Annotated in this window: 21 protein-coding genes; 6 read left to right on the top strand and 15 right to left on the bottom strand. The window is 71.5% G+C overall.

From position 1 onward, the window contains the following. The first annotated feature begins 18 nt into the window (after positions 1 to 18). On the top strand, positions 19 to 147 hold the full coding sequence (locus BC793_RS52385; RefSeq protein ID WP_275416259.1) for a hypothetical protein: 129 nt from the start codon (positions 19 to 21) through the stop codon (positions 145 to 147). An 86-nt stretch (positions 148 to 233) separates the two neighbouring features. Here BC793_RS52385 and infA read toward each other — a convergent pair whose 3' ends face one another. The 8 genes from infA to BC793_RS24775 form a co-directional block, all read right to left on the bottom strand. Then, entirely contained in the window at positions 234 to 449 is a 216-nt protein-coding gene (gene infA / locus BC793_RS24810) for a translation initiation factor IF-1 (RefSeq protein ID WP_109596215.1), read from the bottom strand. After that, positions 449 to 1,177, bottom strand: a complete 729-nt coding sequence (locus BC793_RS24805; RefSeq protein ID WP_109596213.1) for a GNAT family N-acetyltransferase — start codon at positions 1,175 to 1,177, stop codon at positions 449 to 451. Before BC793_RS24805 ends, infA begins: the two co-directional genes overlap by 1 nt. Positions 1,178 to 1,310: 133 nt before the next feature. Beyond that, positions 1,311 to 2,525 carry a cysteine desulfurase-like protein gene (locus BC793_RS24800; protein ID WP_109596443.1) on the bottom strand — a complete coding sequence of 405 codons (1,215 nt, stop codon included), beginning with the start codon at positions 2,523 to 2,525 and terminating at the stop codon, positions 1,311 to 1,313. Between the two features lie 37 nt (positions 2,526 to 2,562). Then, positions 2,563 to 3,522, bottom strand: coding sequence for an SDR family NAD(P)-dependent oxidoreductase (locus BC793_RS24795; RefSeq protein WP_109596441.1), 960 nt, complete (start codon positions 3,520 to 3,522; stop codon positions 2,563 to 2,565). Positions 3,523 to 3,603: 81 nt separating this feature from the next. Then, positions 3,604 to 4,503: a calcium-binding protein gene (locus BC793_RS24790; RefSeq protein ID WP_109596212.1), complete on the bottom strand. Its 900-nt coding sequence runs from the start codon at positions 4,501 to 4,503 to the stop codon at positions 3,604 to 3,606. 152 nt (positions 4,504 to 4,655) lie between these two features. Then, positions 4,656 to 5,690: a LacI family DNA-binding transcriptional regulator gene (locus tag BC793_RS24785; RefSeq protein ID WP_170167270.1), complete on the bottom strand. Its 1,035-nt coding sequence runs from the start codon at positions 5,688 to 5,690 to the stop codon at positions 4,656 to 4,658. 14 nt (positions 5,691 to 5,704) lie between these two features. After that, complete coding sequence (locus tag BC793_RS24780; RefSeq protein ID WP_109596208.1) at positions 5,705 to 6,970, bottom strand: DUF1996 domain-containing protein; 1,266 nt, start codon at positions 6,968 to 6,970, stop codon at positions 5,705 to 5,707. Positions 6,971 to 7,157: 187 nt separating this feature from the next. Further along, complete coding sequence (locus tag BC793_RS24775; RefSeq protein ID WP_109596206.1) at positions 7,158 to 10,115, bottom strand: discoidin domain-containing protein; 2,958 nt, start codon at positions 10,113 to 10,115, stop codon at positions 7,158 to 7,160. Between the two features lie 124 nt (positions 10,116 to 10,239). Between BC793_RS24775 and BC793_RS24770 the strand changes: the two genes are divergently transcribed. Further along, complete coding sequence (locus BC793_RS24770) at positions 10,240 to 10,770, top strand: DUF305 domain-containing protein (protein WP_158319348.1); 531 nt, start codon at positions 10,240 to 10,242, stop codon at positions 10,768 to 10,770. An 8-nt stretch (positions 10,771 to 10,778) separates the two neighbouring features. Here BC793_RS24770 and BC793_RS24765 read toward each other — a convergent pair whose 3' ends face one another. Further along, entirely contained in the window at positions 10,779 to 12,173 is a 1,395-nt protein-coding gene (locus tag BC793_RS24765) for a DUF1996 domain-containing protein (RefSeq protein ID WP_109596203.1), read from the bottom strand. A 170-nt stretch (positions 12,174 to 12,343) separates the two neighbouring features. On the opposite strand from BC793_RS24765, the gene BC793_RS24760 reads away from it, so the two are divergent. The 3 genes from BC793_RS24760 (at position 12,344) to BC793_RS24750 (ending at position 16,039) form a co-directional block, all read left to right on the top strand. Further along, complete coding sequence (locus tag BC793_RS24760; protein WP_109596201.1) at positions 12,344 to 13,375, top strand: LacI family DNA-binding transcriptional regulator; 1,032 nt, start codon at positions 12,344 to 12,346, stop codon at positions 13,373 to 13,375. A 183-nt stretch (positions 13,376 to 13,558) separates the two neighbouring features. After that, positions 13,559 to 14,935 (top strand): S28 family serine protease, encoded by a 1,377-nt coding sequence (locus BC793_RS24755; protein WP_109596439.1) that lies wholly within the window; start codon positions 13,559 to 13,561, stop codon positions 14,933 to 14,935. Between the two features lie 150 nt (positions 14,936 to 15,085). After that, positions 15,086 to 16,039: a phosphotransferase gene (locus BC793_RS24750; protein WP_109596199.1), complete on the top strand. Its 954-nt coding sequence runs from the start codon at positions 15,086 to 15,088 to the stop codon at positions 16,037 to 16,039. A 134-nt stretch (positions 16,040 to 16,173) separates the two neighbouring features. Here the strand turns inward: BC793_RS24750 and BC793_RS24745 are convergent, their stop codons facing one another. The 5 genes from BC793_RS24745 to BC793_RS24725 form a co-directional block, all read right to left on the bottom strand. Next, the gene (locus tag BC793_RS24745) at positions 16,174 to 18,363 is read right to left on the bottom strand and encodes an MFS transporter (protein WP_158319347.1); all 2,190 of its coding nucleotides are present in this window, start codon (positions 18,361 to 18,363) and stop codon (positions 16,174 to 16,176) included. A gap of 192 nt (positions 18,364 to 18,555) precedes the next feature. Then, positions 18,556 to 19,926 carry a PQQ-dependent sugar dehydrogenase gene (locus tag BC793_RS24740; protein WP_109596195.1) on the bottom strand — a complete coding sequence of 457 codons (1,371 nt, stop codon included), beginning with the start codon at positions 19,924 to 19,926 and terminating at the stop codon, positions 18,556 to 18,558. Positions 19,927 to 19,986: 60 nt separating this feature from the next. Then, on the bottom strand, positions 19,987 to 21,336 hold the full coding sequence (locus tag BC793_RS24735) for a glycosyl hydrolase family 18 protein (RefSeq protein WP_109596194.1): 1,350 nt from the start codon (positions 21,334 to 21,336) through the stop codon (positions 19,987 to 19,989). Between the two features lie 95 nt (positions 21,337 to 21,431). Next, positions 21,432 to 21,863, bottom strand: coding sequence for an aromatic ring-opening dioxygenase LigA (locus tag BC793_RS24730; RefSeq protein ID WP_109596437.1), 432 nt, complete (start codon positions 21,861 to 21,863; stop codon positions 21,432 to 21,434). Positions 21,864 to 21,948: 85 nt separating this feature from the next. Further along, the gene (locus BC793_RS24725; RefSeq protein ID WP_146246428.1) at positions 21,949 to 22,662 is read right to left on the bottom strand and encodes a hypothetical protein; all 714 of its coding nucleotides are present in this window, start codon (positions 22,660 to 22,662) and stop codon (positions 21,949 to 21,951) included. Positions 22,663 to 22,805: 143 nt separating this feature from the next. Here BC793_RS24725 and BC793_RS24720 point away from each other — a divergent pair, with 143 nt between their 5' ends. Beyond that, positions 22,806 to 23,888 (top strand): alpha/beta hydrolase family protein, encoded by a 1,083-nt coding sequence (locus BC793_RS24720; protein WP_109596190.1) that lies wholly within the window; start codon positions 22,806 to 22,808, stop codon positions 23,886 to 23,888. A gap of 40 nt (positions 23,889 to 23,928) precedes the next feature. Here the strand turns inward: BC793_RS24720 and BC793_RS24715 are convergent, their stop codons facing one another. After that, positions 23,929 to 24,651, bottom strand: coding sequence for a hypothetical protein (locus BC793_RS24715; protein WP_203896376.1), 723 nt, complete (start codon positions 24,649 to 24,651; stop codon positions 23,929 to 23,931). Positions 24,652 to 24,711 lie beyond the last annotated feature (60 nt).

Below are 24,711 nucleotides of genomic sequence, written 5' to 3'. Positions count from 1 at the left end.
GGGCCCAGGAGGCGGCACATGCGTGACGTAGCAGAGATCAACACCACCCAGCCGCGGGACTGGAAGCCCACCGAGGAGCAGGTGCGCCGGGCCGAGCGCAACGACGCGTACCCACCGGCCGGGAAGCGTGTCGCCGCTGCCCGCTAGGCCGCCGGTCATCCCCGGCCGGCCCGGCTGCCGACGGCCTGCGACAGGCGCAGGCCGCGGCGAACCGGGCCGTCCAGAAGCGGGGATCAGTTCCGGTAGCGGAAGGAGATCCGGCCCCGGGTCAGGTCATACGGACTCAACTCGACCAGCACCCGGTCGAACGGCAGCACCCGGATCCGGTTCTTGCGCATCTTGCCGCTGATGTGCGCCAGCACCTGATGGCCGTTGGCCAGCTCCACCCGGAAGGTGGTGTTGCGCAGGCATTCCAGCACGGTTCCCTCGAGGGAGATCTCGGAAGCCATCAGCGCAGCACCAACTCGAGGTTGCTGCTCTCGCGCCGGGCCCCGAAGCCCTCGAACAGTGCCAGGGCCGCCGCGTTGGACTGGTTGACCTCCGCGGAGACCGACGTCTGTCCGGCCCGGTGGGCGGCACCGAGGACCTCGGCCAGCAGTGCCCGGGCGATGCCACGGCGGCGGAAACCGGCGCGGACCGCTATCAGGCCGATGCGGGGCCGGCGGGGCAGTGGCACCACCCGGACCAGTCCCACGTAGCGGCCGCCGGCGACGGCCACCGCATACCGGGACGGATCGTGCAGGTGGAAGACCTCGGCCGGCATGTTGTGCCACCCGACGGTCGCCTCGACCTCGTCGCGGATCGCCCGGTCCAGCTCACGCAACGGCTCGTCCTCGGCCGCGCCGACCGGTAGCACCGTGACCCCGGGTGACGAGGCGGAGGTGATCCCGGACGGTACGACCAGTTCCCATTCGCGGCGGCGCGGCCCGAAACCCATCCGTTCCCACTGGGTGATCAGGTCCAGATCGGCCTCGTCGACCACCGTGTACAGCGGTTTCGGCAGCGTCGGCAGCATCTCCTCGGCCAGCCGGTCGAAGACCGCGCCGTGCCACGCGTCGATACTGAGGAAGCTGCGGCCGTCCGGCCGGCGCAGGACCTCACCGCGCCCGACGACCTGATCGTCGTCGAGGGCATGCCAGTGCCGCTCCGAGATTCGTGTGATTTCAGCAGATTGCATAGAGGTACGCCTTTCGCCGCTGTGCTCCCGGCGACGCCCGCGTCAATCGCCGACCGTGACGGCATGGGGAGCACCCATCATTACAACGTTCACGGTGCTCACCTCCTCATGCAGTGCCACGGCCGTCCGCACGCTATCGCTGTACCGGCCCGTCTGTCCAACTGGCGAGCCCGTCGATCAGCCGGTCGATCTCCTCGATCGTGTTGTACGGCGCCAGTCCGACCCGCAACGCCGCGTCCAGTTTCAGGGCCACGAACGGCTCGTACGCATAGAACGACCCGGCGGGCGCGAGGACGTCGCGCCCGGCGAGAAAGGCCTGGGCGTCCCGGGCCGCACGGCCCGCGAAATTCATCAACAACGTGGGGGTACGGTCCACGGCAGCCGAATACAGCGTGACGACGTCACCCAGCCCTCGCAGGCCCGCTTCGGCGCGCTGCCGCAGGGCCGTCTCGTGCTCGTGCACCGACGCCAGCGACCGCGCGAGCCGTTCCCGCCGGGTTCCGCCCGCCCCCGGGTCGATCCCGGCCAGGAAGTCGACGGCCGCGGTGGCGCCGGCCAGCATCTCGTAGGGCAGCGTCCCGAATTCGAACCGCTCCGGAACCGCGTCGCTCGACGGCACCAGCTTGTCCGGCCGGATCGTCTCCAGCAGATCCGGGGACGCGGCGAGCACCCCGCAGTGCGGGCCGAGGAACTTGTAGGGCGAGCAGACGAACAGGTCGGCACCGAGCGCCGGCATGTCGACCAGCCGGTGGGCGGCGTAGTGCACACCGTCCACGTAGAGCAGCGCACCGGCGTCGTGGGCCAGGTCGGCGATCCGGCGCAGCGGCGGCACGGTGCCCAGCACGTTGGAGGCGGCGGTCACCGCGACCAGCCGGGTACGCGACGACAGCGCCCGCTCGTACGACTCCAGATCGATCTCCGCGGTGGTGGTGTCGAAGTCGATCCACCGGACGGTGACGCCCACCCGCTCGGCGGCCTGGATCCAGGGGCGGATGTTGCTGTCGTGGTCGAGGCGGCTCACCACGATCTCGTCGCCGGCCCGCCACGTGCCGGCCAGGTGCCGGGAGAAGTCGTAGGTGAGCTGGGTGGCGCTGCGCCCGTGCACGATCCCGGCGGCCGGCACCCCGAGCAGGTCACCGTAGGCGGCCCGGAACTCGGCGACGACCCGCTCGGCGTTGCGCTCGGACACGCTGACGGCGCCCCGGTTGGACAGCGGCCCGGTCATCGTGGCGACGATCGCGTCGGCGACCGGCCGGGGCGTCTGGGTGCCGCCGGGCCCGTCGAAGAACGCGAGACCGGAGTCGAGGGAGGGGAAATGGGCGCGCAGCGCGGTCACGTCGAGGCTCACGCCGTCCACCCTCGCACAGACCGCGGACCGGCCGAGGTCAGCGGCGCGAGCGTGCCGCCCACCCGCCCGCCACGACCGCACCGGCCAGGGCCGCCGCCGTCCCGGCCACCCGCCACCGCGGTGACTTCCACTCGCCCCGCGAGTGTTCCCCGGCCGCCGGAGCGGGGTCGAAGACGTTGCCGTCGTGGGCGTCCATCGGGTCCCCGGACAGTCCGCCGGCCCGCATGAGAGGGCCGACCAGCACGTCGTACAGGCCGGGCATCGCGACGAAGCCCAGCTCGATGATCCGGTTGGCGGCGCCGACGTTCACCGTGGCCCGGGGTTTGCGCGCACAGCGCAGGATCGCCGCGGCCACCTTCTCCGGCTGGACGACCGGCGGTGGTGGTTTCCCGCCCCGGCCCGCGTAGTTGGCCGCGTTGCGGTAGATCGGCGTGTTCACCGAACCGGGCGACACCAGGCACACGTGGATGTCCGGCGCGTCGCGGGTCTCCAGGCGCAACGCCCGGATCAGCGCCCGCAGTCCCCACTTGCTGGTGACATACGAGCTGGTGTACGGCGTGACGACGCTTCCCAGCAGCGACCCGCCGAAGATCAGCACGCCCCGGCCCTGCTTCCGGAACCGGGCCAGCGCCACCCGGGCGACCGTCGCACCGCCGAGCAGATCGACGTCGACGACCCGGTCGAAGACGGCGGCGGGGACGTCCTCGAACCGGCCGTACGCCATCACGGCCGCGGTGTTGACCCACACGTCGATGCCGCCGAACGCGGTCACCGCCGTGGCCGCGACCTGCTCGATCGTCTCCGGTTCCCGGACGTCGGCGACCACCACCCGGACCTCCGCGCCGACGGCCCGGCACTGCGCGGCGACGTCGTCCAGGGCGGGCCGGGACCGGGAGGAGATGACGAGACGGACGCCGGGACGGGCGAAGGCGAGCGCGGTGGCACGCCCGACGCCGCTGGAGGCACCGGTGATGACGACGACCTGGTTGCTGGGCACCGCACCGAGGTACCCACGCGACGCCACCTCATGCGTGGGCCGTGGCGCCCGTACCGGCGGGTGCGGGCGCCACGGCGGGTGTCACTGGATGATGCGGTTCCGGCCGGTCCCGCCGTCGATCCGGTCGCGCCCGGACCCGCCGACGAGGGAGTCGTCGCCGCTGCCGCCGCTGATCGTGTCGTTGCCGGTCTGCCCGTCGATCCGGTCGTTGCCGGCTCCGCCGGTGATCACGTCGGCGCTGTCCGGGACGTCGCCGTCGAGTTCCCCGCCGACGATCAGGTCGTCACCCGCGTTGCCGTTCAGCCGGTCGCCGCCCGACCCGCCGGCGATGATGTCCGAGCCGGCGCCGCCGTGGATCTCGTCGCTGCCCGTGTTGCCGCTGAGCAGGTCCTTGCCGTCACCGCCGTGGACGGTGTCCGGTCCGCCGCCGGCGTGCACCTCGTCGTCGCCGGAGCCGCCCTGGATCCGGTCGGCACCGGCGCGGCCCTCGATCCAGTCGTTGTCCGTTCCGCCGTCGAGGGTGTCGCCGCCGGCCCGGCCGACCAGGGTGTCCCGGCCGGCACCGCCGTACAGCCGGTCCCGGCCGGAACCGCCGGCCAGCGTGTCGGCACCGGCGCCACCGAGCGCGATCAGCGGGATCGCGGTCCGGTTGTCGATCTGGTCGTTGCCGTCGCCGAGCGTGACGCTGATCGCGCCGGGCCGGCCCGGGGTGACGCAGACGACCCGCGTCGGGTCGCCGGTGACCTGCCCGCAGCCCGGGCCGGGCCGGACGGCGGTGCGGTCGTCGATCGTCACGTACCGGCCGGAGACGGTGACGACCAGGACGTTCGCCTGGCCCGTCCCCGCGGCGAAGCGCACGGCACTGCCCCACACGTCGGCCGTGGCGGAGGTGGCCGCCTGCGCGGGCGAGGCGAGAAGGGTGGTCGTGCCGACCGCGGCCAGAACGGCCGCGGCCAGCGTCCCACGATGAAGCGAGAACATGAATCTCCCCATGATCGGTTCTCTCGAAGCGGCGTCGATGGCCGCTGCCGAAATCCTATGAGGACACCTGAGCAGGCCCTTCTCACCCATTCGTGTCACGCCCCGATGTCAGCGGCACGCTGCCGCCCGGTAACCCGCCGCACATCGCCCGGTCACGCGGACTCGCGGCGGACCAGGGTGGGCTGGAAGATCACCGAGCGCGGGGAGCGGCCCGGGGTGTCGATGTGCGCGATCAGCAACTGCGCCATCTCGGCGGCCATCTCCTCGACCGGCTGCCGGACGGTGGTCAGCGGCGGCCGGCACTCCAGGGCGGCGCTGCTGTCGTCGAAGCCGACCACCGCCACGTCGTCGGGGACCCGGCGGCCGCGGTCCTGGAGGGCCCGGAGCGCGCCCTCGGCCATCAGGTCGCTGGCCACGAAGAGTCCGTCGAGGTCCGGGTGTTCGTCGAGCAGGCGGTGCGCGGCGGCCTCACCGCCGACCCGGGTGAAGTCGCCGATCTCGGTGGGCACCGTGGTCCCGGCGGCGGCGCGGAAGCCGTCGAGGCGCTCGGCGCCGGCCGGGATGTCCAGCGGGCCGCTGATGGTGGCGAGGCGACCGCAGCCGCGGGTGAGCAGGTGTTCGGCGGCGAGGCGGGCGCCGAGTCGCTGGTCGACGTCGACGTAGCTGACCGGCAGCGGCCCGGACGGCCGGGCGGAGAGCACCGCCGGGATGCCGAGGGCGTGCACCTGGGCGGGCAGCGGGTCGTGCTCGCTGCTGCTGATCAGCAGCACCCCGTCGACGTGGCCCTGGCGCAGGTAGCGGACGACCTGATGGTGGTCGGCGGAGTCGGTGGGGACGACCACGAGGTGTACGTCGTGCGGGCGCAGCGCCCCGGTCGCGCCGGCGGTGACGCGGCCGAAGTACGGGTCGGTGAAGATCCGGTTGAGGAAGGAGTGGTCGTCGGGCCGGTCCGGTTCGCTGATCACCAGGGCCACCGAGTTCGACCGGCGGGTGACCAGGCTGCGGGCGGCGACGTTCGGCACGTACCCCGTCTGCGTGATCGCCCGCTGGACCGCGTCGCGGATGCCGGGAGCCACCGACGCCGCGTTGTTGATCACCCGCGAGACGGTGGCCCGGGAGACCCCGGCCGCGGCGGCCACCTGGTCCATCGTGGGATGGTGGCCGCCGCGTCCGGATCTCGTGCTCATAACCTGATGTTCTATCAGGGCCGTCCGTCGGCTCCGCACTTGATGATGGGCCGGATGCAGTCGTTCACCCGGCGGGCCATCTCCTCGACCGGCCAGGCGTTGAAGAAGTCGCCGTGCATCGTGTATCCGCCGCCGGAGGCGAGCCGCAGCCGGGCCGGGTCACCGGCGACCGGGTAGCGCATGACCTGGCGCAGCTTGGGCACCACGACCGGGTGGCTGGCCGGGCAGGCGTTGCCCACCGGGTACGCCATGTGGCTCTTGTGGTCGGTGGAGTCCAGGTCGCGGCCGTTCCAGCAGTGCGGGAAGTCGAGGTACGACTCCAGCATCGTCCCGGCCGGGCAGTTGACGAAGTCCGGCGACGAGCCGACGTGCCCGGCGTGCAGACACGACCAGCGGGCGATGGTGTTGTCGGCCGGCCCGGCGGCCTTGGCGTTGCCGGCGACGATGCGCAGGCCCAGCGGCAGCGGCTGGGTCTGGGCGATCAGGTCGTCGCGGACGCCCTCACCGAGGTAGTAGAAGATCCCGGTGACCGGTTCGACCGGCACGTTGTCCCGGTAGAGGGTGGGGATCCAGTACGACGACTTGTCGATCGACGGGTTGCAGTTGCTGTTCGCGTTGAGCAGCGTGTCGACCGTGCTGAAGGCGTTGGTGTTGGTGGCGCCGAAGAAGCTGTGCATGTGCGAGGCGCCGGGCAGGTTCGGGAAGATGATCGGGTCGTCGGGCAGCCGGTGGCTGAACGGGCAGTCGGCGAGGAATTCGGCGACCCGCACCGCGCCCGGCGGGATGGTCGGCGTGGTCCCCCCGCCGCCGGTGCCGTAGACCTGGAACTCGGTGAGCGAGACCCCCCACTGGGTGGCCCGCGCGGTGGTCTCCAGGCGCACGTAGCGGCCGGTGCCGGTGACGTTGATCGTCTGCCGGCCGCCGGTTCCGGTGGTGGTGCTGTGGACCGTGGTCCAGCTCTGCCCGTTGGCCGAGGTCCGCAGGCTGAAACCGCGGGCGTACGCGGACTCCCAGTCGAGGACCACGGACGTGATGGTGGCGGAGGCGCCGAGGTCGACCTGGAGCCATTGCGGGTCGCTGAACGCGCTGGACCAGCGGGTTCCGAGGTTGCCGTCGACGGCGTTGGCGGCGGGGAAGGCGGCCGACTCGGAGGAGGAGGCGGTGGCGGTCCTCCCCTGGGACAGCAGGGTGTCGGCGGCGCTCGCCTGGCCACCGGTGGCGAGGACGTAGGTGGCGAGCAGGGCGCCGATTCCGGCGAGGGACAACAGACGGCGTCTCATGGGCGGGGGCTCCTGGAGAGGGGAACGACGCTGTGAAAGCGCTCTATTGACCGTCACTGTGAACCGGCGTTAAGAAGCTGTCAATGCACCGGAAACATTGAGGAAGCGCTTCCCCGACCGCGATCGAGGGCATAGACCCAGGTCAGTGGGCTGAGCCCGCGGCGGCGGCCGGGGAAGTTCCGGAACCTCAGGCGCGGTAGACGCCGAATTCGTAGAGCGAGTAGCCGTACGCCGTCGCCCGGGTGGTGCCGTCGACCCGGACGTAGCGCCCGGAGCCGGCGACCGTCAGCTCGTCGAAGCCGCCGTCGCCGGCCGTCGCGGTGTGGACGGTCCGCCAGTTCGCGCCGTCGTCGGAGACCCGCACGGTGTACGCCTTCGCGTACGCCGCCTCCCACGCCAGCCGCACCCGGTCGAACGACTGCACCGAACCGAGGTCGATCTGGAGCCACGCCGTGTCGGCCCATTCACTGGCCCAGCGGGTGCCGTAGTCGCCGTCGACCGCATACGACGGCAGCTGCGGGCCGTTGGTGCCGGTCGGCTGGTGGCTCGACGCCGTCACCGGCCGGCCCCGGGACAGCTCGGTGCCGGGTGCGGGCGGCGGCACGACCCGGAACGACCGCTGCTCGATGCCCACGTTGCCGTGCCCGTCGTAGGCGTACACGTAGATCTTCCAGACGCCCAGGGTCTCGGGTGCCCGTACCGTGAAGGCACCGTCGCCCGTCTGGCGGAAGGTCAGGTGCCGCAGGCCGCGGTTGCCGTTGATGTGTTTGTCGCCGGCCATCAGGTTGTAGCGGATCAGGTCGCCCTGCGGGTCGGTCACGGTGGCGTTCACCGTGAACGTGCCGCCGGCCGGGACGGCGGTCTGCGAGCCGACCGTCATCGCGGTGATCTCCGGCGGGGTGTTCGGCGCGGGCTGCCCGGTGTACGCCTGGCGCATCGCGTGATAACCCAGGCGCCGCCAGAAGCCGGTGGTGGTGTTGAGCCACACGCCGCCGAAGTCGTTCTCGATGCCGTAGTGGAACTCGGTCGCGCCGAGAGCCACGCCGGGGTGTCCCTTGATCGCGTTCCAGCTGTCGGTGTAGCCGGCCTTCTTCGCCAGGTCACCGGGCTCGTTCGGCACCCCGTTGACGTCGTTCGGCACCTCCCACTCCCCCGACGGGCCGCCCTCGGTGAGGAGGTACGGCCTGGTGTGACCCCCGGCGATCCAGTCCCGCTTGACCGTGTCGATCGCCCCGTACGAGTTGACCGCCAGCAGGTCCAGCGCCGGCGCGTACGGCTTGTAGTAGGTCCAGGCGTGGGTGTAGGCGTCGGTCGAGGTGACCGGGTGGTTCGGGTCGGCGGCGTGGACGGCCTCGGTGACCTCGTTGACGAACCTGGCGTACGCCACCCGCCGCGCCTCGACCACGTCGGCGGCCAGCCCGTAGTTCTGCATCTCCAGGATGACCTCGTTGCCGACGTCCCAGAGCAGCACGCCGGAGCGGCCCTTGAGCTCGTTCACCTTGGCGACGATCTCGGCCTTGACGGCGGTCTTGTAGGCGGTGTCGTTGACGTAGTCGGTGCCGTGGTTGAGCCACAGCCCGACGATCACCTTGATGCCGTGCCGGGCGGCGGTGTCCAGCAGCAGCGGCGTGTTCGCGTCCGGCCCCCAGATGCGGATCGTGTTGACACCCATGTTCTTCAGGTCGCGCATGTAGCCGTCGGCGGCGCCCTGCGGCGGGCCGTAGGTCATCCCCTTGACCTCCCACGGGGTCCCGTCGACCGTGAGCCGCCAGTCGCCCTGCGAGCCGGTGACCCGTACGACGCTCGGCCCGGCCGGCACCGGCGGGTCGGTCATGGCGGGCGCCGTGGTCTTCACCGAGCGGGCCACGGTCACCGAGTCGACGCTGAGCGTGCCGCCCGAGGTGGTCGCGGCGGTCGGCGTGGTGGACCCGGCGATCGCGTTCGGCAGCGAGCCGCCGATCGCCAGGTCGAAGCGCAGGTAGAAGCCGTGATGCACGGCCGCCTGCCAGGCCGCGACGCCGACCTGCGACTCGCGGACCACCCAGGTCTGCCGGCCGTCGAGGTAGAACCGGATCTCCTCGTCGGTCTTCGTCCGGTCGATGATCTGGGAGTACTCGTGGTAGCCGCTCTGGCAGCCCACACAGGAGGCGAACCCGGAGGACCGGCCGTCGTACTCGTTGCAGACCCCGCCCGGCGCGGTGCCGCAGTGCAGCGTCTGCGACAGCTGGTCCCGGCCGTTGACGCCGGTCATGATGTCGGTCTCGCCCACGCCCGGCCAGTTGGTGAAGTCGCCGCGGTAGGCGGCACCGGTGGCCCGGAAGCCCGGCCAGTAACCGGCGGCGTTCGCCACGTCCGGCTGCTTCAGCACGGCGGTGAACTTGAGCAGCTCGCCCGGCCGAGGGGTGAAGTCGGCGCGCTGGGTCTCGATCCGGCCCGACGTCCAGTTGCCGGCGGCGTCGCGGATCGCCCGGATGCCGAGTCTCCCGGCGCCGTCGAGCGAGACGTTGGCGGTGGAGTCGGTGGCGGTCTCGACCGAGCCGGTGCCCCAGTCGGCGGCACCACCCGGGTACCGCGTTCCGGTGCGCAGCAGCCAGTTCGCCGCGTTCGGCCCGGTGCCGGCGGGCCCGTCGAAGGTGTCGGTCCAGATCGTGGTGAACTCGTCACCGACCGGGCCGCTGTCACCGCCGTACACCTGGAACTCCCACAGCGAGTAGCCGTAGCCGGTGCCGCGCTGGGTGCCGAGCAGCCGCACATACCGGCCGGTGCCGGCGACCGTGTGCGTCTCGGTGCCTCCGGCACCGTCGGTGACGCTCTTGACGGTGGTCCAGGTGTTGCCGTCGGCCGAGGTCTGGATGTCGTACGCCCGGCCGAACGCACCCTCCCACTGGAGCACGACACGGCTGATCGCCACGGGTGAGCCGAGGTCGACCTGGATCCACTGCGGGTCGGCGAACGCGCTGGACCACCGGGTGCCCGGGTCGCCGTCGAAGGCGAGGGCCGGGCGGTGACCGGGACCGGCGGCCTCCTGGGAGGACGCGGTGGCCGGCCGGCCTTGCGACACCAGCGTCCCGGCCGCTCCGGCGGCGGACGGGACGCCCAGGGTCGCGGCGACGAGCGCGATGAGAAGGAGCAGCCGTCTATGCATGATCACACCAATGCCTCGGGGGGACGGAAAGCGCTCTCCAAGCGAGGCGATTGTTTCGCCCCGCTTGCCGCGGGTCAATATGAAAGCGTTGACAGAATCAGTTCCGGAACTGGAGACTGCGCGGGTGTTTGCGATTCCCCGTATCCTTCTCGCATGCGCCCTGCTCACCGGGGCCGGATGCGCCGGCCCCACCCCGGTCTCCCCCGTTCCGGTGAGCACCACGCCCTCGGCGTCGTTCGGCGGCACCGACCGCTCGTGGATCGAGATCAACATCGCGATGGACGAGGAGTTGCTGCCACTGCTCGACCTGGTCGGTGCGGGATCCGGCCTGGCCGACGTCGTGGCGCAGGTCAGAGAGTTCACCGAGGCCGAGCTGACCGAGTTGCGGCGCCTGCACGCCGAGGCCGGGCTGCCCCGGGAGAACCCGCACAAGGGCATGCCGATGCCCGGCATGGTGATGCCGTCACAGGTCGCCGCAGCGGCCGCACTCCGGGGGAAGGAGTTCGACACGGTACTGCGCGAGCACCTGCGGGCCCATCTGGAACAGAGCCGGAAATTGGCGGAGAGTGAACGGTCCGCCGGGCAGGAACCGCGCACGATCGCTCTCGCCGCACGCATTTCCGGAACCCGGCAGTCCGCTCTGAATCTCCTCTGAGAAAAGTGTTATCGGGGCAGCTCGTAGTTCTCGTTCAGTGCCGCCCCGCGCTCCGGCTTGTAAAGGTCGAAGCCACGCGGGTTGCATTGCAGGCCGCCGTTGATGCAGTGCCGCACCAGAGCCGCCAGCGTCGCCGGGTCCCAGACGTTGTAGACGTCGTAGTGGAACGAGTAGCCGCGCCCGCTGGAGAAGCGGACCTGTGACATGTTCCCGCTGACCGGCCAGGCCATCTTGAACTCGATCATCGGGACGGCCACCGGGTGCGACGCCGGGCAGACGCCGTTGACCGGGTACGCCATGTGGCTCTTGTGGTCCGGCGAGTCCAGATGGATGCCGTTCCAGCAACTCGGCGCCTGGTAGCGGGCGTTGAGCCGGGTGCCGGCCGGGCAGTTCGCCGGGATGTCCCAGTTGAACGCACTGTTGCCGCATTCGAAGCCCTCGACCGCGCCCGGGGCGTTACGGAACTCGTCCTGGGTGGCGGCCGGGCTGCCGACCACGTAGCGCAGACCCGGCGGAAACGGGCGGACACTGCGGTAGTCGATCACACCGCTCTTGTAGTAGATGACCTGCGGGCCGTCCGGCTGCACCGCGGTGTCGCCGTTGAGCAGCGTCGGCATCCAGTAGCCGGTCCGGTCGCCCGGGGTGACGCACGAGGTGCCGCCCGCCTGCAGGCTCGACAGCGTCGAGGCGGCGCTGGTGGTCCGGTTGCCCATGAACGTGTGCGAGTGCGACGCGCCGGGCAGGCCGGGGAAGACGATCGGGTCGTCGTCGAGGTTGGCCCGGCTCACCGAACAGTTCGCCTGGAACTCGCGGTGCGTCACGGGCGGGTTCATCGCCGGAGGGGTCTCGGTGGACGGGACCACCCCGGTGACCGGCGGGTCGGCGTGGACGTAGCCCGGACCGCCGGTCGGCGGCGGCGGGACGGTGGAGGTTCCGTACACCTGGAACTCGTACAGCGAGTAGCCGTAGCCGGTGCCGCGCTGGGTGCCGTACATCCGCACGTACCGGCCGGTGCCGTTGACGGTGAGGGTCTGCGTGCCGCCGGTCGCCGTCGTGGTGCCGAAGATCGACGTCCAGGCGCTGCCGTCGGGCGAGGTCTGGATCTGGAAGGCCCTGGCGTACGCCGCCTCCCACCGCAACACGACCCGCGTGATCGTGGCGGTGGCGCCCAGATCGACGCGCAGCCACTGCGGATCGGCCCACTGGCTGCCCCAGCGGGTGTCGGCGCGGCCGTCGAAGGCCGCGATGGCCGGGGCCTCGCCGTTCTCCAGAGAGGACGCGAGAGCCGGTCTGCCCTGGGACAACAGGGTGTCCGCGGCCTGCGCGGACTGATTGCCGGCCACCACCAGCAGGGCGGCGGTCAGCAGGGTGACGCCGAGGGGCGCCAGGAAGCGTTTTCGCACGATTGATCTCCAAGTCTGTGCGAGGACGGGGGGAGGACACGCTTGGAGAGCGTTTTCCCATCGTGTGCTCCAGCACCACGGACGTCAATGATTTCCGGTTCCGGAACCCGGTGTTTCGGACTTGTGAAGGGGCAGCCGGAAACCGCTCTCCCCGTGCTATAACTGCGGGCATGCAGAGCCAGCGGCTGCCCACCCTCGAGGACGTGGCTCGCGTGGCCGGAGTCTCCCGGGCCACCGTCTCCCGTGTCGTCAACGGCATCCGCAACGTCGACCCGCAGTTGCACCAGCAGGTGTGGGCCGCCGTCGACCAGACCGGTTATGTGCCCAACCGGATGGCCCGGTCGCTGGTCACCCGGCGGACCGGCACCGTGGCCCTGGTCGTCTCCGACAGCGAGACACACGACGACGACCCCTTCATGGGCCGGTTCTTCTCCGACCCCTACTTCGGGCGCGTGGTCGGCGGGCTGATGAGCGTGCTGCGGCCCCTCGGCGTGCAGCTGGCATTGCAGATGGTCGGCGCCGACGGCCACAAGCGCCTGGTCGGCGACCTGCGCAACGGCCAGGCCGACGGCGCCGTGGTCCTGTCCCTCCCGGCCCGCGACCCACTGCCGGGCCTGCTCGCCGACGCGGGCATCCCCGCCGTGCTGATCGGCCGCCCCGCCGAACCGGTCCCGATCAGCTATGTCGACCTCGACAACGAGGCCGGCGCGGCCCTGGCCGCCGACCGCCTGGCCACCCGCGGCTGCCGCCGCCCGGTGATGATCTCCGGCCCGCCGGACGTGCCCGCCAGCGTCGACCGCATCTCCGGCTTCCGCCGGGCGATGGCCCGCCACGGCCACGCGTGGATCCCCCAGGAGACCGGCAACTTCACCCAGGACAGCGGCGAACAGTCGATGCGCGCACTCCTGGCCGCCCACCCGCGGCTGGACGCGGTGTTCGTCGCCAACGACCTGATGGCCCTGGGTGCCCTGCTGGTCCTGCACGACGCCGGCCGTCGCGTGCCCGAGGACGTCGCGGTGGTCGGCTTCGACGACAGCAGTGCCGCACTCTCCGCCCGCCCGGCCCTCACCACGGTCCGCCACCCGCTGGAGGACATGGCCGCCGAGGCGGCGCGCATGCTGCTGTCCCGGCTGGACGACCCGGACGAACGAGTCACCTCGGTGATCTACGAGCCCACCCTGGTCGAGCGCCAGACGGCATAGTCCCGCCCCGCGCCGGCCCGGCCCCTCGCATGCCGGAAGCCGGCCCCGGCCCTCGCATGCCGGAAGCCGACCCGGGCCCTCCGCACGCCGGATGCCGGCCGCGGTACCGCCGATGGGGCCGGATCGACCGCGCCCGATCGGGCGGGCTCCCCGCCATCACCGATGGTCGATATGGTGGCGGGCGTGAGACTTCGCCTGATGGCCGTACTGGCCTCTCTGCTCGTGGTCCTATCCCCGGCCACCGCCGCCCGTGCCGCCGATGACCCTCTGCTCGACCAGCTGACGGCCATCCCCGGGCTCACCGTCATCTCCGAGACCCAGGGCACCGGCTACCGGTTCTTCGTCCTGACCTACCGGCAGCCGGCCGACCACCGGCACCCCGGCCGGGGCACCTACGAGCAGCGGCTGACCCTGCTGCACCGGTCCGAGGCCGGGCCGGTGGTGCTGTACACCAACGGCTACGGCCTGGCCGCCAGCCCGCGCCCGACCCAGACCGAGCCGACCGCCCTGCTGGGCGCCAACCAGATCTCCGTCGAGCACCGGTTCTTCACCCCGTCCCGGCCGGCCGACGCCGACTGGTCCGATCTGAACATCTGGCAGGAGGCGACCGACGAGCACCGGATCGTCGGCGCGTTCAAGTCCGTCTACGACGGTAAGTGGATCCAGACCGGCGCCAGCAAAGGCGGCATGACCTCGGTCTACCACCGCCGGTTCTACCCGAAGGACATCGACGGTGTGGTCGCCTACGTGGCGCCGAACGACGTGATCAACCCGGCCGACGGGGCGTACGACCGCTTCTTCGACATCGTCGGCACCGCCGACTGCCGCACGGCGCTCGACGAGGTGCAGCGGCAGGCGCTGCTGCGCCGGGACCGTCTCGTCCCGCGGCTGGAGGCCGCGGCGGCCGAGAGCGGCTGGACGTTCGACCGGACCATCGGCACCGCGGACCGTTCGTTCGAGATGACCGTGCTCGACTCGGTGTGGGCGTTCTGGCAGTACAGCACCGCCGCCGACTGCGCGGGCGTCCCGGCGGCGACCGCGTCCGACGATGACATCTGGACCTGGATCGACACGGTCGCGGGCTGGAGTTTCTACACCGACCAGGCCCTGGAGTACTACTGGCCGTACTACTTCCAGGCCGCGTCCCAGCTGGGCTGGCCGAGCCTGAAGTTCGAGCACCTGCGCGGCCTGCGCAACCACCCGAAGCTGTACACGGCGAACGCCTCGCTGCCCCGGGAGCTGCGCCGACCGCACAACCCGCTGCCGATGATCGACGTGGACCTGTGGGTGCGCACCCAGTCCGAGCGGATGATGTTCGTCTACGGCCAGAACGACCCGTGGGGCGCCGAACGGTTCGTGCCGAGCCGGCGCGACTCGGCGCTGTACGTCGCTCCGGGCGCCAACCACGGCGCGAACATCGCCCGCCTGAACCCGGCCGACTCGGCCGCGGCGACGGCCACCCTGCGCCGCTGGGCCGACGTCCCGGCCACCCTGGCCAGGCCGCTCGCCGTGGACCTGCCGATCGACGACGGACTCGGCGACCGCCGCCGGATCCGCTGAGACGACAGCCGGGGTCGCCGTGATCGGCGACCTCGGCTCAGGTTCAGGGAGTCACCTGGACCAGGGACCACTGTTGTTCGGGCAAATTCTGGTCGGGCCACTGGACGACGGCCGTCGGTGAGGCTCGCCCCGGCCGTAAGGTGTGTCCTCGTGCGTGAGAACGACTGGAACGACCCGGACTGGCGGGCCGCGGCCGATGCGTGGGTCACCGCCCGGCTCGGCGCGCTGGGCACGCCGGTCACCGGCGGGATCGAGCAGTTCCGGGTACGGCCGTGGTCGGTCACCCATAGAGTGCCGACCACCGGCGGGGTGCGGTGGTTCAAGGCGAACATCACCGGCTGCCGGTACGAGGCGGGGCTCGCCGAGGCCCTGGCCGATATCGCGCCGGGCGCCACCCTCGCGCCCCTGGCCGTCGACACCGGGCGGGGGTGGCTGCTGACCGCCGACGCGGGGCCGACCCTGCGGGAGACGCTGGCCGCGGACGACCGGGTGACGACGTGGACCGCGATGCTCCAGGCCTACTCGGCCCTCCAGCGGGCCACCGTCGCCCATGTCGGCCGGTTGGGTACTCTGGGCGTACCGGATCAGCGGGTTTCGCTTCTTCCCGGGCTTCTGGCCGGGCTCCTCGCCGACCCGGACATCCGCGCCGCGGTGGATCCGGCGGTGCCCGCGCTGGCCGGCGAGTTCGCCGGGTGGTGTGCCGAGCTGGCCGCCGACGGCATTCCGCCCGCCCTGCAGCACGACGACCTGCACGACAACAACGTCTTCCCCGACCTGCGGTTCTTCGACTGGGGCGACGCCAGTGTCGGGCATCCGTTCGGCACGTTGCTGGTCACGTTGAACGTCATGCACGACACTCTGGACGCCCCCGCCCGGGCGTCGGCGATGGCGCGGCTGCGCGACGCCTACCTCGAACCGTGGACCGATCTCGCCGACCTGCCGGCACTGCGCCGCTCGGCGACCCTCGCCTGCCGGGTCACCCGGGTGTCGCGGGCGCTGTCCTGGCGGCGAGGGCTGACCGGCGCGGCGATCCCGGTCGACGAGGGTTTCCGCGGCGCGCCGGCCGCCTGGCTCGGGGAACTCCTGCAACCGACCACGATCTGACCGGTACGGATCAGAACCCGGTCGGCGCGCAGGCGCACGATGACCCGGTCCGCGGTCCATACGAGGGCGCGGGCGGCGGACACTTGTCGAGCAGAAGCCGGACGGCCGGAGCGCGGCGCAGGTGGGCGTGGAGGTCACGTGATGCCGGCGTCGGGCACCTCCTCGTCGAAACGGGACAGCCGCGGGTGCCGCAGCGCCCGCAGCGCCACCACCGCGATGGCCAGACCACACAGGATGTAGGTCAGACCGATCCCGCGGCCCGGACCGACTCCGATCAGGACGCCGGCCGTGGACGTGAGCAGACCGCCCGGTTCGAGCATCGGGTTCAGCAGGTGGCTGGCGCCCGGCGCGACGAGCAGGAACGCCACCGGCATCGACGACCAGGCGATCATCTGATTGGCCGCCAGGACCCGCCCGTGGAACCGCTGCGGCACCTTGACCTGGATCATCGTCATGTAGATGCCGTTGGTGACCGACAGCGAGAAGAGGATCCCGAAGACCCCGACGGCGACCGGGTACGGCGACGCACGCCAGCCGGTCAACACGGCGAACACCGCGAACAGCAGGATGAACAGCAGCACCGCCCGCATCCGTCGCCGGCGCGGCCCGCCCCAGACGGTCAGCATCAGCCCTCCGGTGGCCGCGCCCAGACCGCCGGCGAACGAGATCCAGCCGGCGGTGGCGAGCGTGGTGAAACTCAGTGCCAGTGGCTGCACCAGCAGGATCAGCGGCGACATGAACACGTTGACCACGGCGAACAGGCCCAGCATGGCACGGAAGCTGCGGTTGCCCACGGAATAGCGCAGCCCGGCCACGATCTCGGCGAGCAGGGGCTCACGCCGCTGATGGGCCATCGTCCGCGGGAACCGGACCGCGACGACGACGGCGACCGACACCACGATCGTGGCCAGTTCCAGGAGCAGGATCCACTCGATCCCGAACGCGGCCAGCAGTGCGGCGCCGGCCAGCGGGGCGATCAGGCGGGCGGTGCCGTCGGCGGTCTGGACCAGGCCGTTGGCGTGTCCGAGGAACTGCTTGGGAACCAGCTGCGGGACCGCGGAGAGATAGGCGAGCCGCTGGAAGGTCAGCGCGACCGACAGCAGCGCCAGCAGCGGATAGATCGGCCACTGCAACAGGTTCCCGGACGCGTAGCAGGCGGCCGTCGCGGCGATCACCAGGCCGGCCGCGCTGTCGCCGGCCAGCATCACCACCCGCCGGTCGACCCGGTCGATGACCGCACCGGCCAGCGGCGCGACCAGCACACCCGGCGCGATCGCCAGCAGGGTGAGCAGCCCGAACCGGGTCAGCGACCCGGTCATGCCGTAGATCCACAGCGGGATGGCGAAGTCGGCGATCTGGGCGCCGGTCAAGGCCACCAGCTGGCTGGTCGCGACCGTGGCGAACCGGCGCATGCTGGGCCGGGGCCCGGTCCGGTGGTCGCGTTCCCGGCTGCGGGAGACCCCGGCCAGCCGCCAGCCGTCCCCCGGTTCGACGGGTGCCGTGCCGAGCGGCAGCGTCGTGTCCACCGTGGTGATGATCCGGGCGACCTCCTTCGCCCGGTGCCGGACGAAGTAGTGCCCGGCACCGGCGAGGACCACCAGCGCCGCCGTGTCGGTGAGCGCGTGCCACTCCCGGAACCGTTCGTCGTGGTAGCCGGTGGTCGGATCGTCGTCACCGACGATGGTGATGATCGGGGCGGGCAGACGCTCGCCGGTGTGCTGCAACAGGCGGGCGTACTGCTCCTCCGCCTTGTCCGCGTCGTTGCGGAGGCTGCGCACCACCCGCTGCGCCTGTTCCGGTTCCAGGTCGCCGAGCTCCAAACCCTGGGCGGCGAGCCCGTTCGCGTACGCCTGGTCGGAGCGCAGGCGCCGCAGCCAGGCCGACATGCCGTTGATCAGGCGGCTCTTCGGCCGGGCGAACGGGAACACCGCCCCGACGTAGACGGCGTCGAGCGGGCGCCCGGCCGCCGCCAGCCGGCGGGTCAGTTCCAGGGCGAGCGCCGACCCGACACCGCCGTGCCCGTAGAGCACCAGTGGACCGTCGACCCGGGCGAGGATCTCGGCGGCGCAGCGGCCCGCGAGCTCGTCGAACGGCATCGCCGGCTCGTCGGTGCCGGGGTCGTGGCCGGGCATGGCGACCGAGAACAGGCGATGCCCGGCCGGCAGGGCGTCGGCGACCGGCTGATACACCACGGCGTCACCGCCACCGAACGGCACGCAGACGTACGTCCGGACGACCGGCGCGGCCGGGTCGAGGTGGGTCAGCTCGTGCAGCAGCGGATGCTGGCCGGCCCGGCGGGCCTGCCGGAGATCCAGTGATTGCATTGATACCAACCTGTCGAAGGAAAGGCTGGCAGCATCGTCGCCACTCACGAGCACGAGAAATTGACGAAGCGCCCCCGATGCCGCTCGCATCAATTCCCGGACCGGCGATGAGGTCCGCTGAGGTTGGCCCACTGTAGATCGAGGTTGCCGACCGTGTCCACCCCATCGCTCTCCGCCTTCGCCGTGCGGCGGCTAGGCCGGGGCGGTGACCCGGTAGACGGCGCCGGCGTGGTCGTCACTGACGTACAGGGCACCGTCCCGGCCCTGCACCGCCATCACCGGGCGGCCCCAGCGGGAGCCGTCGTCGTCCTGGAAGCCGCCGAGCAGGGTCTGCTGCGGGCCGAGCGTGCCGTTGCGCCAGGCGTAGAACGACACCTCCGGCGGGCGCGGCGGGTTGCGGTTCCACGAGCCGTGGACACCGACCAGCGCGCCCGGCCCGTACGCCCCGGGCAGTCCCGGCGAGGAGACGAAACTGAGGCCCAGCGGCGCCGAGTGCGCACCCATCCCCTGCTCCACCGGCGGCAGCTTCGCACAGTCCAGTTTCGAGCCGTCCTCGTTGGTCTGGAGGTCCCGCACGAACGGCCGTCCGGTGTAGCTCAGCGGCGAGTCCGGGTCGCCCGGGTTCACGTCGGGCTCGGAGTTGCAGTAGGGCCAGCCCAGTTCCCGGCCCTCGGTGAGGCGGGCCAGCTGCTCCATCGGATGATCGTTGACGTACGACTGCAGCACGTCACCGTTGTCCTTGCCGCCGTCACCGTCGTAGTCACGTTCGTGCGGGTACTGGATGTTGTCCCGGTGGTTGACCGCCGTCCACACCGCCCCGTCCGGGTCGACCGCCAGGCCGGTGCCGTTACGGACACCGCGCGCGAACACCGTCGGGGTGCCGCCACCGGCCGGGGCCTTGAGGATCGTGGCCCGCTGCGGGGTGGCGTCGCGGTCCTCGGCGGAGATGTTGCCGGTCGACCCGACCGACACGTAGATGCTGCCGTCCGGCCCGATCGCGACGCTCTTCAGCGCGTGCGAGTAGGCACCGCGCAACTCCGGGCTCTTGTCGTCGGGCAGTCCGCCGACCACCACCTTCCGGCCGCTGACCTGGCCGTTGCGGTAGGTGTAGGCGTTGACCTGGTCGCTCTCGGCCACATAGAGCGTGTCCCCGGCGAAGGCCAGCCCGTGCGGCTGGTTCAGGCCGGTGAGCAGGGCCCGCTGGGCGGGTGCCGTGCCGTCGGCGCCGGGCGTCAGCGCCAGCACGTCACCGAACTTCGGCCGGGACACCAGCAGCTGCCGGTCCGGCGTCCAGGCCAGCAGGCGGGCACTCGGGACCCGCGCCCACACCGTCGCCGTCCACCCCGGCGGGACCGTCATCCGCCGGGTCTCGTCGAAGGGGGCGCCATCGGTCCCGGCGAGGGTGCGGACTCCGGTGGCGACCAGTTCCGGCACCCCCGCCGCTCCCGAGGCGGACACCGTGGAGCGTTCCGGCCCGGGGGCGGCCGCCGGCTCCTGTGCGGTGCAGGCCGCCATCGTGAGCACCAGGCTCGTCGTCATCACACCGTGCGCGATCGTCCTCATCGCGCATCTTTACCCACCCGGCATGCCTTGCCGCAACTCGGCATGCCGGATGTGCACCCGTCAGGGCAGGGTCCACCGCTGGTTGGTGCCGGCGAAACAGTCCCAGATCTGCAGGCGGGTGCCGTTGGCGGAGCTGTTGTTCTGCGCGTCCAGGCAGCGGCCGCTGGCCGGGTTGCGCAGCGTGCCGTCCGGCGACGACTGCCACTGCTGGGCCCCGGTGCCGTTGCAGTCGTAGATCTGCACCAGCGCGCCGTTGGCGGTGCCGGCCGCGTTCACGTCCAGGCACTTACCGAGGCCGCGGACGGTGCCGTCGGTGCCGACGGTCCAGGACTGCGCCGTGGTGCCGTTGCAGTCGTAGAGCTGGACGGCCGTACCGTTGGCGCTGCTCGCCCCGGCGATGTCGACGCACCTGCCGCCGACGCCGGTGATCGGCCCGGTCCGGCCGACCGGGCCGCTGCCGCTCATCACCGTCTCGTAGATGGCGCTGACCAGCGAGTTCGCGCCCGTGGCGTCCTGGCTCAGCTCCCAGTTCATGATGCCGCCGGCGTTGGCCATCGCCCACTGGGTCTTGCGGCGGATCGTGGGCAGCCCGTTGTAGCACTGCTGGGCGCCACCGGCCGTGGTGCAGTCCCGGTTGGCGTTGGCCGGGTCGAGGGCGACCAGCTGGCCGTACGTGTAGTAGCCCGGCCGGCTGTAGAACGGCACCCCGAGCACGGTCTTGGCCTTGGGCAGCCCCCGGCTCTTCCAGAAGTTCGCCGCGGCGATCGACCAGTCGTAGTTGGCGTGCGGGGTGCCGCCGTCGTAGGCCATGATGTTCAGCCAGTCGACGTAGCCGAAGACCGCCGGCTGTACGCCGTTCGCGGCGCCGCCCTCGCTGACGACCGCCGCGGTCAGGAGTTTGCCCTCGTTGTGCAGGGCGGTGCTGAGCTGCCCCATCAGGGCGGTGTAGTTGTTCGCCGACGCACCGGGATCGGGGTACTCCCAGTCCATGTCGATGCCGTCCAGGTTGTACTGGCGTACCACCGACATCAGTGAGTTGACGAACGTGGTGCGGGTGCCCGCATTGGCGGCGAGGCTCTCGAACGCGGAGTCGTTGCCGTCGTTCCAGCCGCCGACCGCGAGGGAGACCCGTACGTTGTTCTGGTGGCCGAGGGTGACCAACTGCTGGAGTTTCGCGGTGTTCTCGATCGGTTGCAGGGTGCCGTTCGCGTTGGGCAGCGCGAACGAGTAGTTGATGTGGGTCAGTTTCGAGTACTGCACGCTGGTGACGCTGCCGGCCCACGACGGCATGTAGCCGACGCTCTTGAAGCCGTTGGGCAGCACCACGGCCTGCGCGGGCTGGGGCGCGGCGAGCGCGATCGCCGAGGTGGCGAAGGTGAGCGCAGCCGCGAGGGCTTTCTTGATCTTCATGGGGATGTGGACCCTTCTGTCCGGGTCCTGAAAGATTAGGAAAGTTAACTTACAAACGTCAATAAGAACGCGAGGTTCCGGAACCGGGGAACGCGTCAAGGGGCGGGTGACACCGGCGCCACCCGCCGCAGGGACGCGCCGATCAGCACGAACACGATCCCGATGCCGGCCGCCAGCGCCGCGACGCCGAAGGCGACGACCGAGGTGAACAGGGACGCCTGAAGGAACGAGGCGTCCATCACCGTCTCCCGGTTCGGGTCGTCGCGGGCCAGCTGGGCGTAGGTCTTACCGTCGGCGATCTCCCCCGCGTGCTCGGCGATCACCTTCGCCTCGGCGTAGGCCTCCCACGGCTGGTCCACGTGCTGCCCCGCGAAGTACGCCGCATCCTCGGACACGGTGATCTGCTGAGAGGCCAGGGTCGAACTGATCGTCGCCCAGGTGACCACCCCGGCGACGACCAGGACCGCCCCGGCGACGATCACCAGGAGCCCGAGAAGGGAGACCGTGTCGCGCCTGCTCTCTGCCATGCCGTCAGGATCGGCGACCGGACCGCGCCGGGCATCGTCCACACGGGATGAGACCTCCGGAACGGGGCGAGCGACCGGGGAAAGGTCAGCGGCGGCCACCCTTGCGGGGGCGGGAGCCGCGGGTGCGGCGCGGTCTTGGTGGCGAGGGACGCCAGCGGCCGTACCGTCCGGGTGGGACCGGAGGCCGCTGCGGACCTGCCGGACCACCTCCGGACAGGGCGGCCAGGCAGATCACGACGAACGCGCCGAGGGCGATGCTGCGCGGCAGTACCGCCCGGGCGACCGCGTCCGGCGTCTCCGGGGCGACCAGGCCGGTGGGCTCGGCCAGCACCTGGAGCGGCACCCCGCGTGAGTAGTCCCGGCCGTCGCGGCAGATGCTGCCGGTGACCGGGGAGCCGTCGGGGCGGCGCAGGTGGAAGCAGTAGTAGGTGTCGGTCCGGCCGCCGCGGAAGGTTCTCTGGTTCGTCTCCACGTAGTCGACCTCGACCGTGGTGGGCCGGCCCGCCAGGTCGAGGACGGTCAGGCGTGCGGCGTGGAAGGTGGCCACCGTGCACACGAACACCGCCGTGTACAGCACGAGGCCGAGCAGGCGGCGCCATCCGGGCTTGGCGGCGGACTTCCTGCCGTTGGCCGGGGTGGACCGCAGGATGCCGACGAGGAACGCCACGAGGACGATCACGAGGGCGACGGCCCAGCCCGGCCAGGCGAGAAGGCTCCCCAGGGCGGCCGGCAGCACCGGCGCCGTGCACCACGCGATCAGGCGCAGGCGGGCGGGTAAAGGCGGCAGCTCGGCACTCACGATCACGATTCTCGTCGTGCCGCGCAAGGAGTCCACAGGGGGCCCACGATGCGTTTCGCAGTGCCCGGACCGTGTGGAACGCACGTCGAACCGGTGACCGGTGCGACTACCCGGGGCCGACCGGCGGGCCGAAGACTCGGGGCATGCTGAAAGCGTTGCTCTCCCTGGTCCTCGCCGCCACGCCGGTACCGGCCGTCACCCCGCTGTCGCTGCCGCCGCCGACCGGCCCGGCCCGCATCGGCACGGTCACGGCCCACCTGATCGACCGCTCCCGGCCGGACCCGTGGGTGGCCACCGAGAAGAACCGTGAGCTGATGGTGTCGATCTGGTACCCGGCCCGGACCGTCCGCGGCCACCAGCGCGCCGACTGGGTGTCGCCCGGGATCGCCGCCCGCATCAACCCGCCGGGCAGCCCGTACGCGCTACCGGTCACCCACGGTCACCTCGGGGCACCACCGGCGGCGGGCCGGCATCCGGTGATCCTCTACTCCCCCGGCTTCGGGCTCGAGCGCACCAGCGGCACGACGCTCGTCGAGGACCTGGCCGGCCACGGCTACGTGGTCGTCACGATCGACCACACCCATGACGCCGGTCTCGTCGAGTTCCCGGACGGGCGGATCGCCACCGGGGCCGTCGCACCGCCGGCCTCACCCGGGGAGGAGGAGAAGCTGCTCGAGAAGGTGCTCGACGTGCGGGTCCGGGACACCCGGTTCGTCCTCGACCAGCTGGGCCGGATGCCGCTGGCCGCGACCATGGACCTGTCCCGGGTCGGCATGTTCGGCGCGTCGATGGGCGGGGCCACGGCCGCCGGGGTGATGCACGCCGACCGGCGGGTGCGGGCCGGGATCAACCTGGACGGCAGCGTCGTCGGCCCGGTCCTCGGCTCCAAGCTGAACCGGCCGTTCCTGCTGTTCGGATCAGACTCACACGGCGAACAGGACGAGACCTGGACCCGTCTGTGGGACCGGCTGCGGGGGCCGCGATACCGGCTGGAGATCGCGGGTTCGGCGCACCTGTCGTTCACCGACCATCAGGCGCTGCTCCCGCAACTGGGGCTGCCGGCCGAGCAGGTCGAGCCGGTGGTCGGGACGATCGGCGCGCACCGGTCGATCGCGATCCAGCGCACCTACGTGCGGGCGTTCTTCGACCGGCACCTGCGACAGCGCGGCGGCGGGCTCCTCGACCGGCCGTCACCGCGTTACCCCGAGGTCACCTTCCAGCCCTGACGATCAACGGATCAGATGCCCGGCCCGGGTACGACGGTGATCAGCGCTCGTCCACGCTGAGGAACAGGTAGTCCTCGCGGGGTTGCATCGCATCCAATCCGGACACGTCACCGGGTTCGACGAGGACCGTCACGGTACGGCCCGGCTGCACGGTGACGGTCAGTGGCGGGCTCTCCATCCAGTCGATGAGGGCCCGTACCGTCCGGGTGCCCGGTGTCGTGACGATGGTGACCTCGCCGCCGTGCCGGATCTCGCCGACCGTCTCGCCGTCGATCTCCAGACGATATGCCCGGAAACGATCCTTGAACCTGACCGCCGGGCGGTGGAAGCGGATCGCCGTCCGGCCCGGAACCGGCGGCCCCAGGCGCGGTGCCGGACGGGCCCCGGCGGGGCGTGCGGGCCGGATCGTCCAGGGCGGCGCGCCCGTGCGCAGGTGCGGCGGCACCGCGAAGTCGAGGGCGGAGACCCAGCCCACCAGCGGGACGGTCAGGAAGAGGACGGCCGACAGGATGATCAGCGAACGGCCGAGCAGGAGCAGTGCCGGCGGTGCGGTGTCCGGGTCGAGCGGAAAGATGATCATGAGCGTGGTCATGAGCATCGCGACGCTGATGACGATCATCAGCCAGGCGCGGTCCCGCCAGCGGATCCGGCTGGAGCTCCACTCACCCCGCCACCAGGCCTGCACTTTCGTCAGACGGATCAGGCAGTAGAGCAGGATCGCGGTCGCACACCAGAACTCGAAACTCGAGTACCACGTCATCACCACGCCAGCATGACCGAAACTGTCCACCCCAGAAAGACCCATTCCGAGGTCCCGTATGGA

The sequence above is a fragment of the Actinoplanes xinjiangensis genome, from assembly GCF_003148685.1.
In the GTDB taxonomy this organism is placed as follows: domain Bacteria; phylum Actinomycetota; class Actinomycetes; order Mycobacteriales; family Micromonosporaceae; genus Actinoplanes; species Actinoplanes xinjiangensis.
This window is presented reverse-complemented; position numbering and strand designations above follow the sequence as displayed.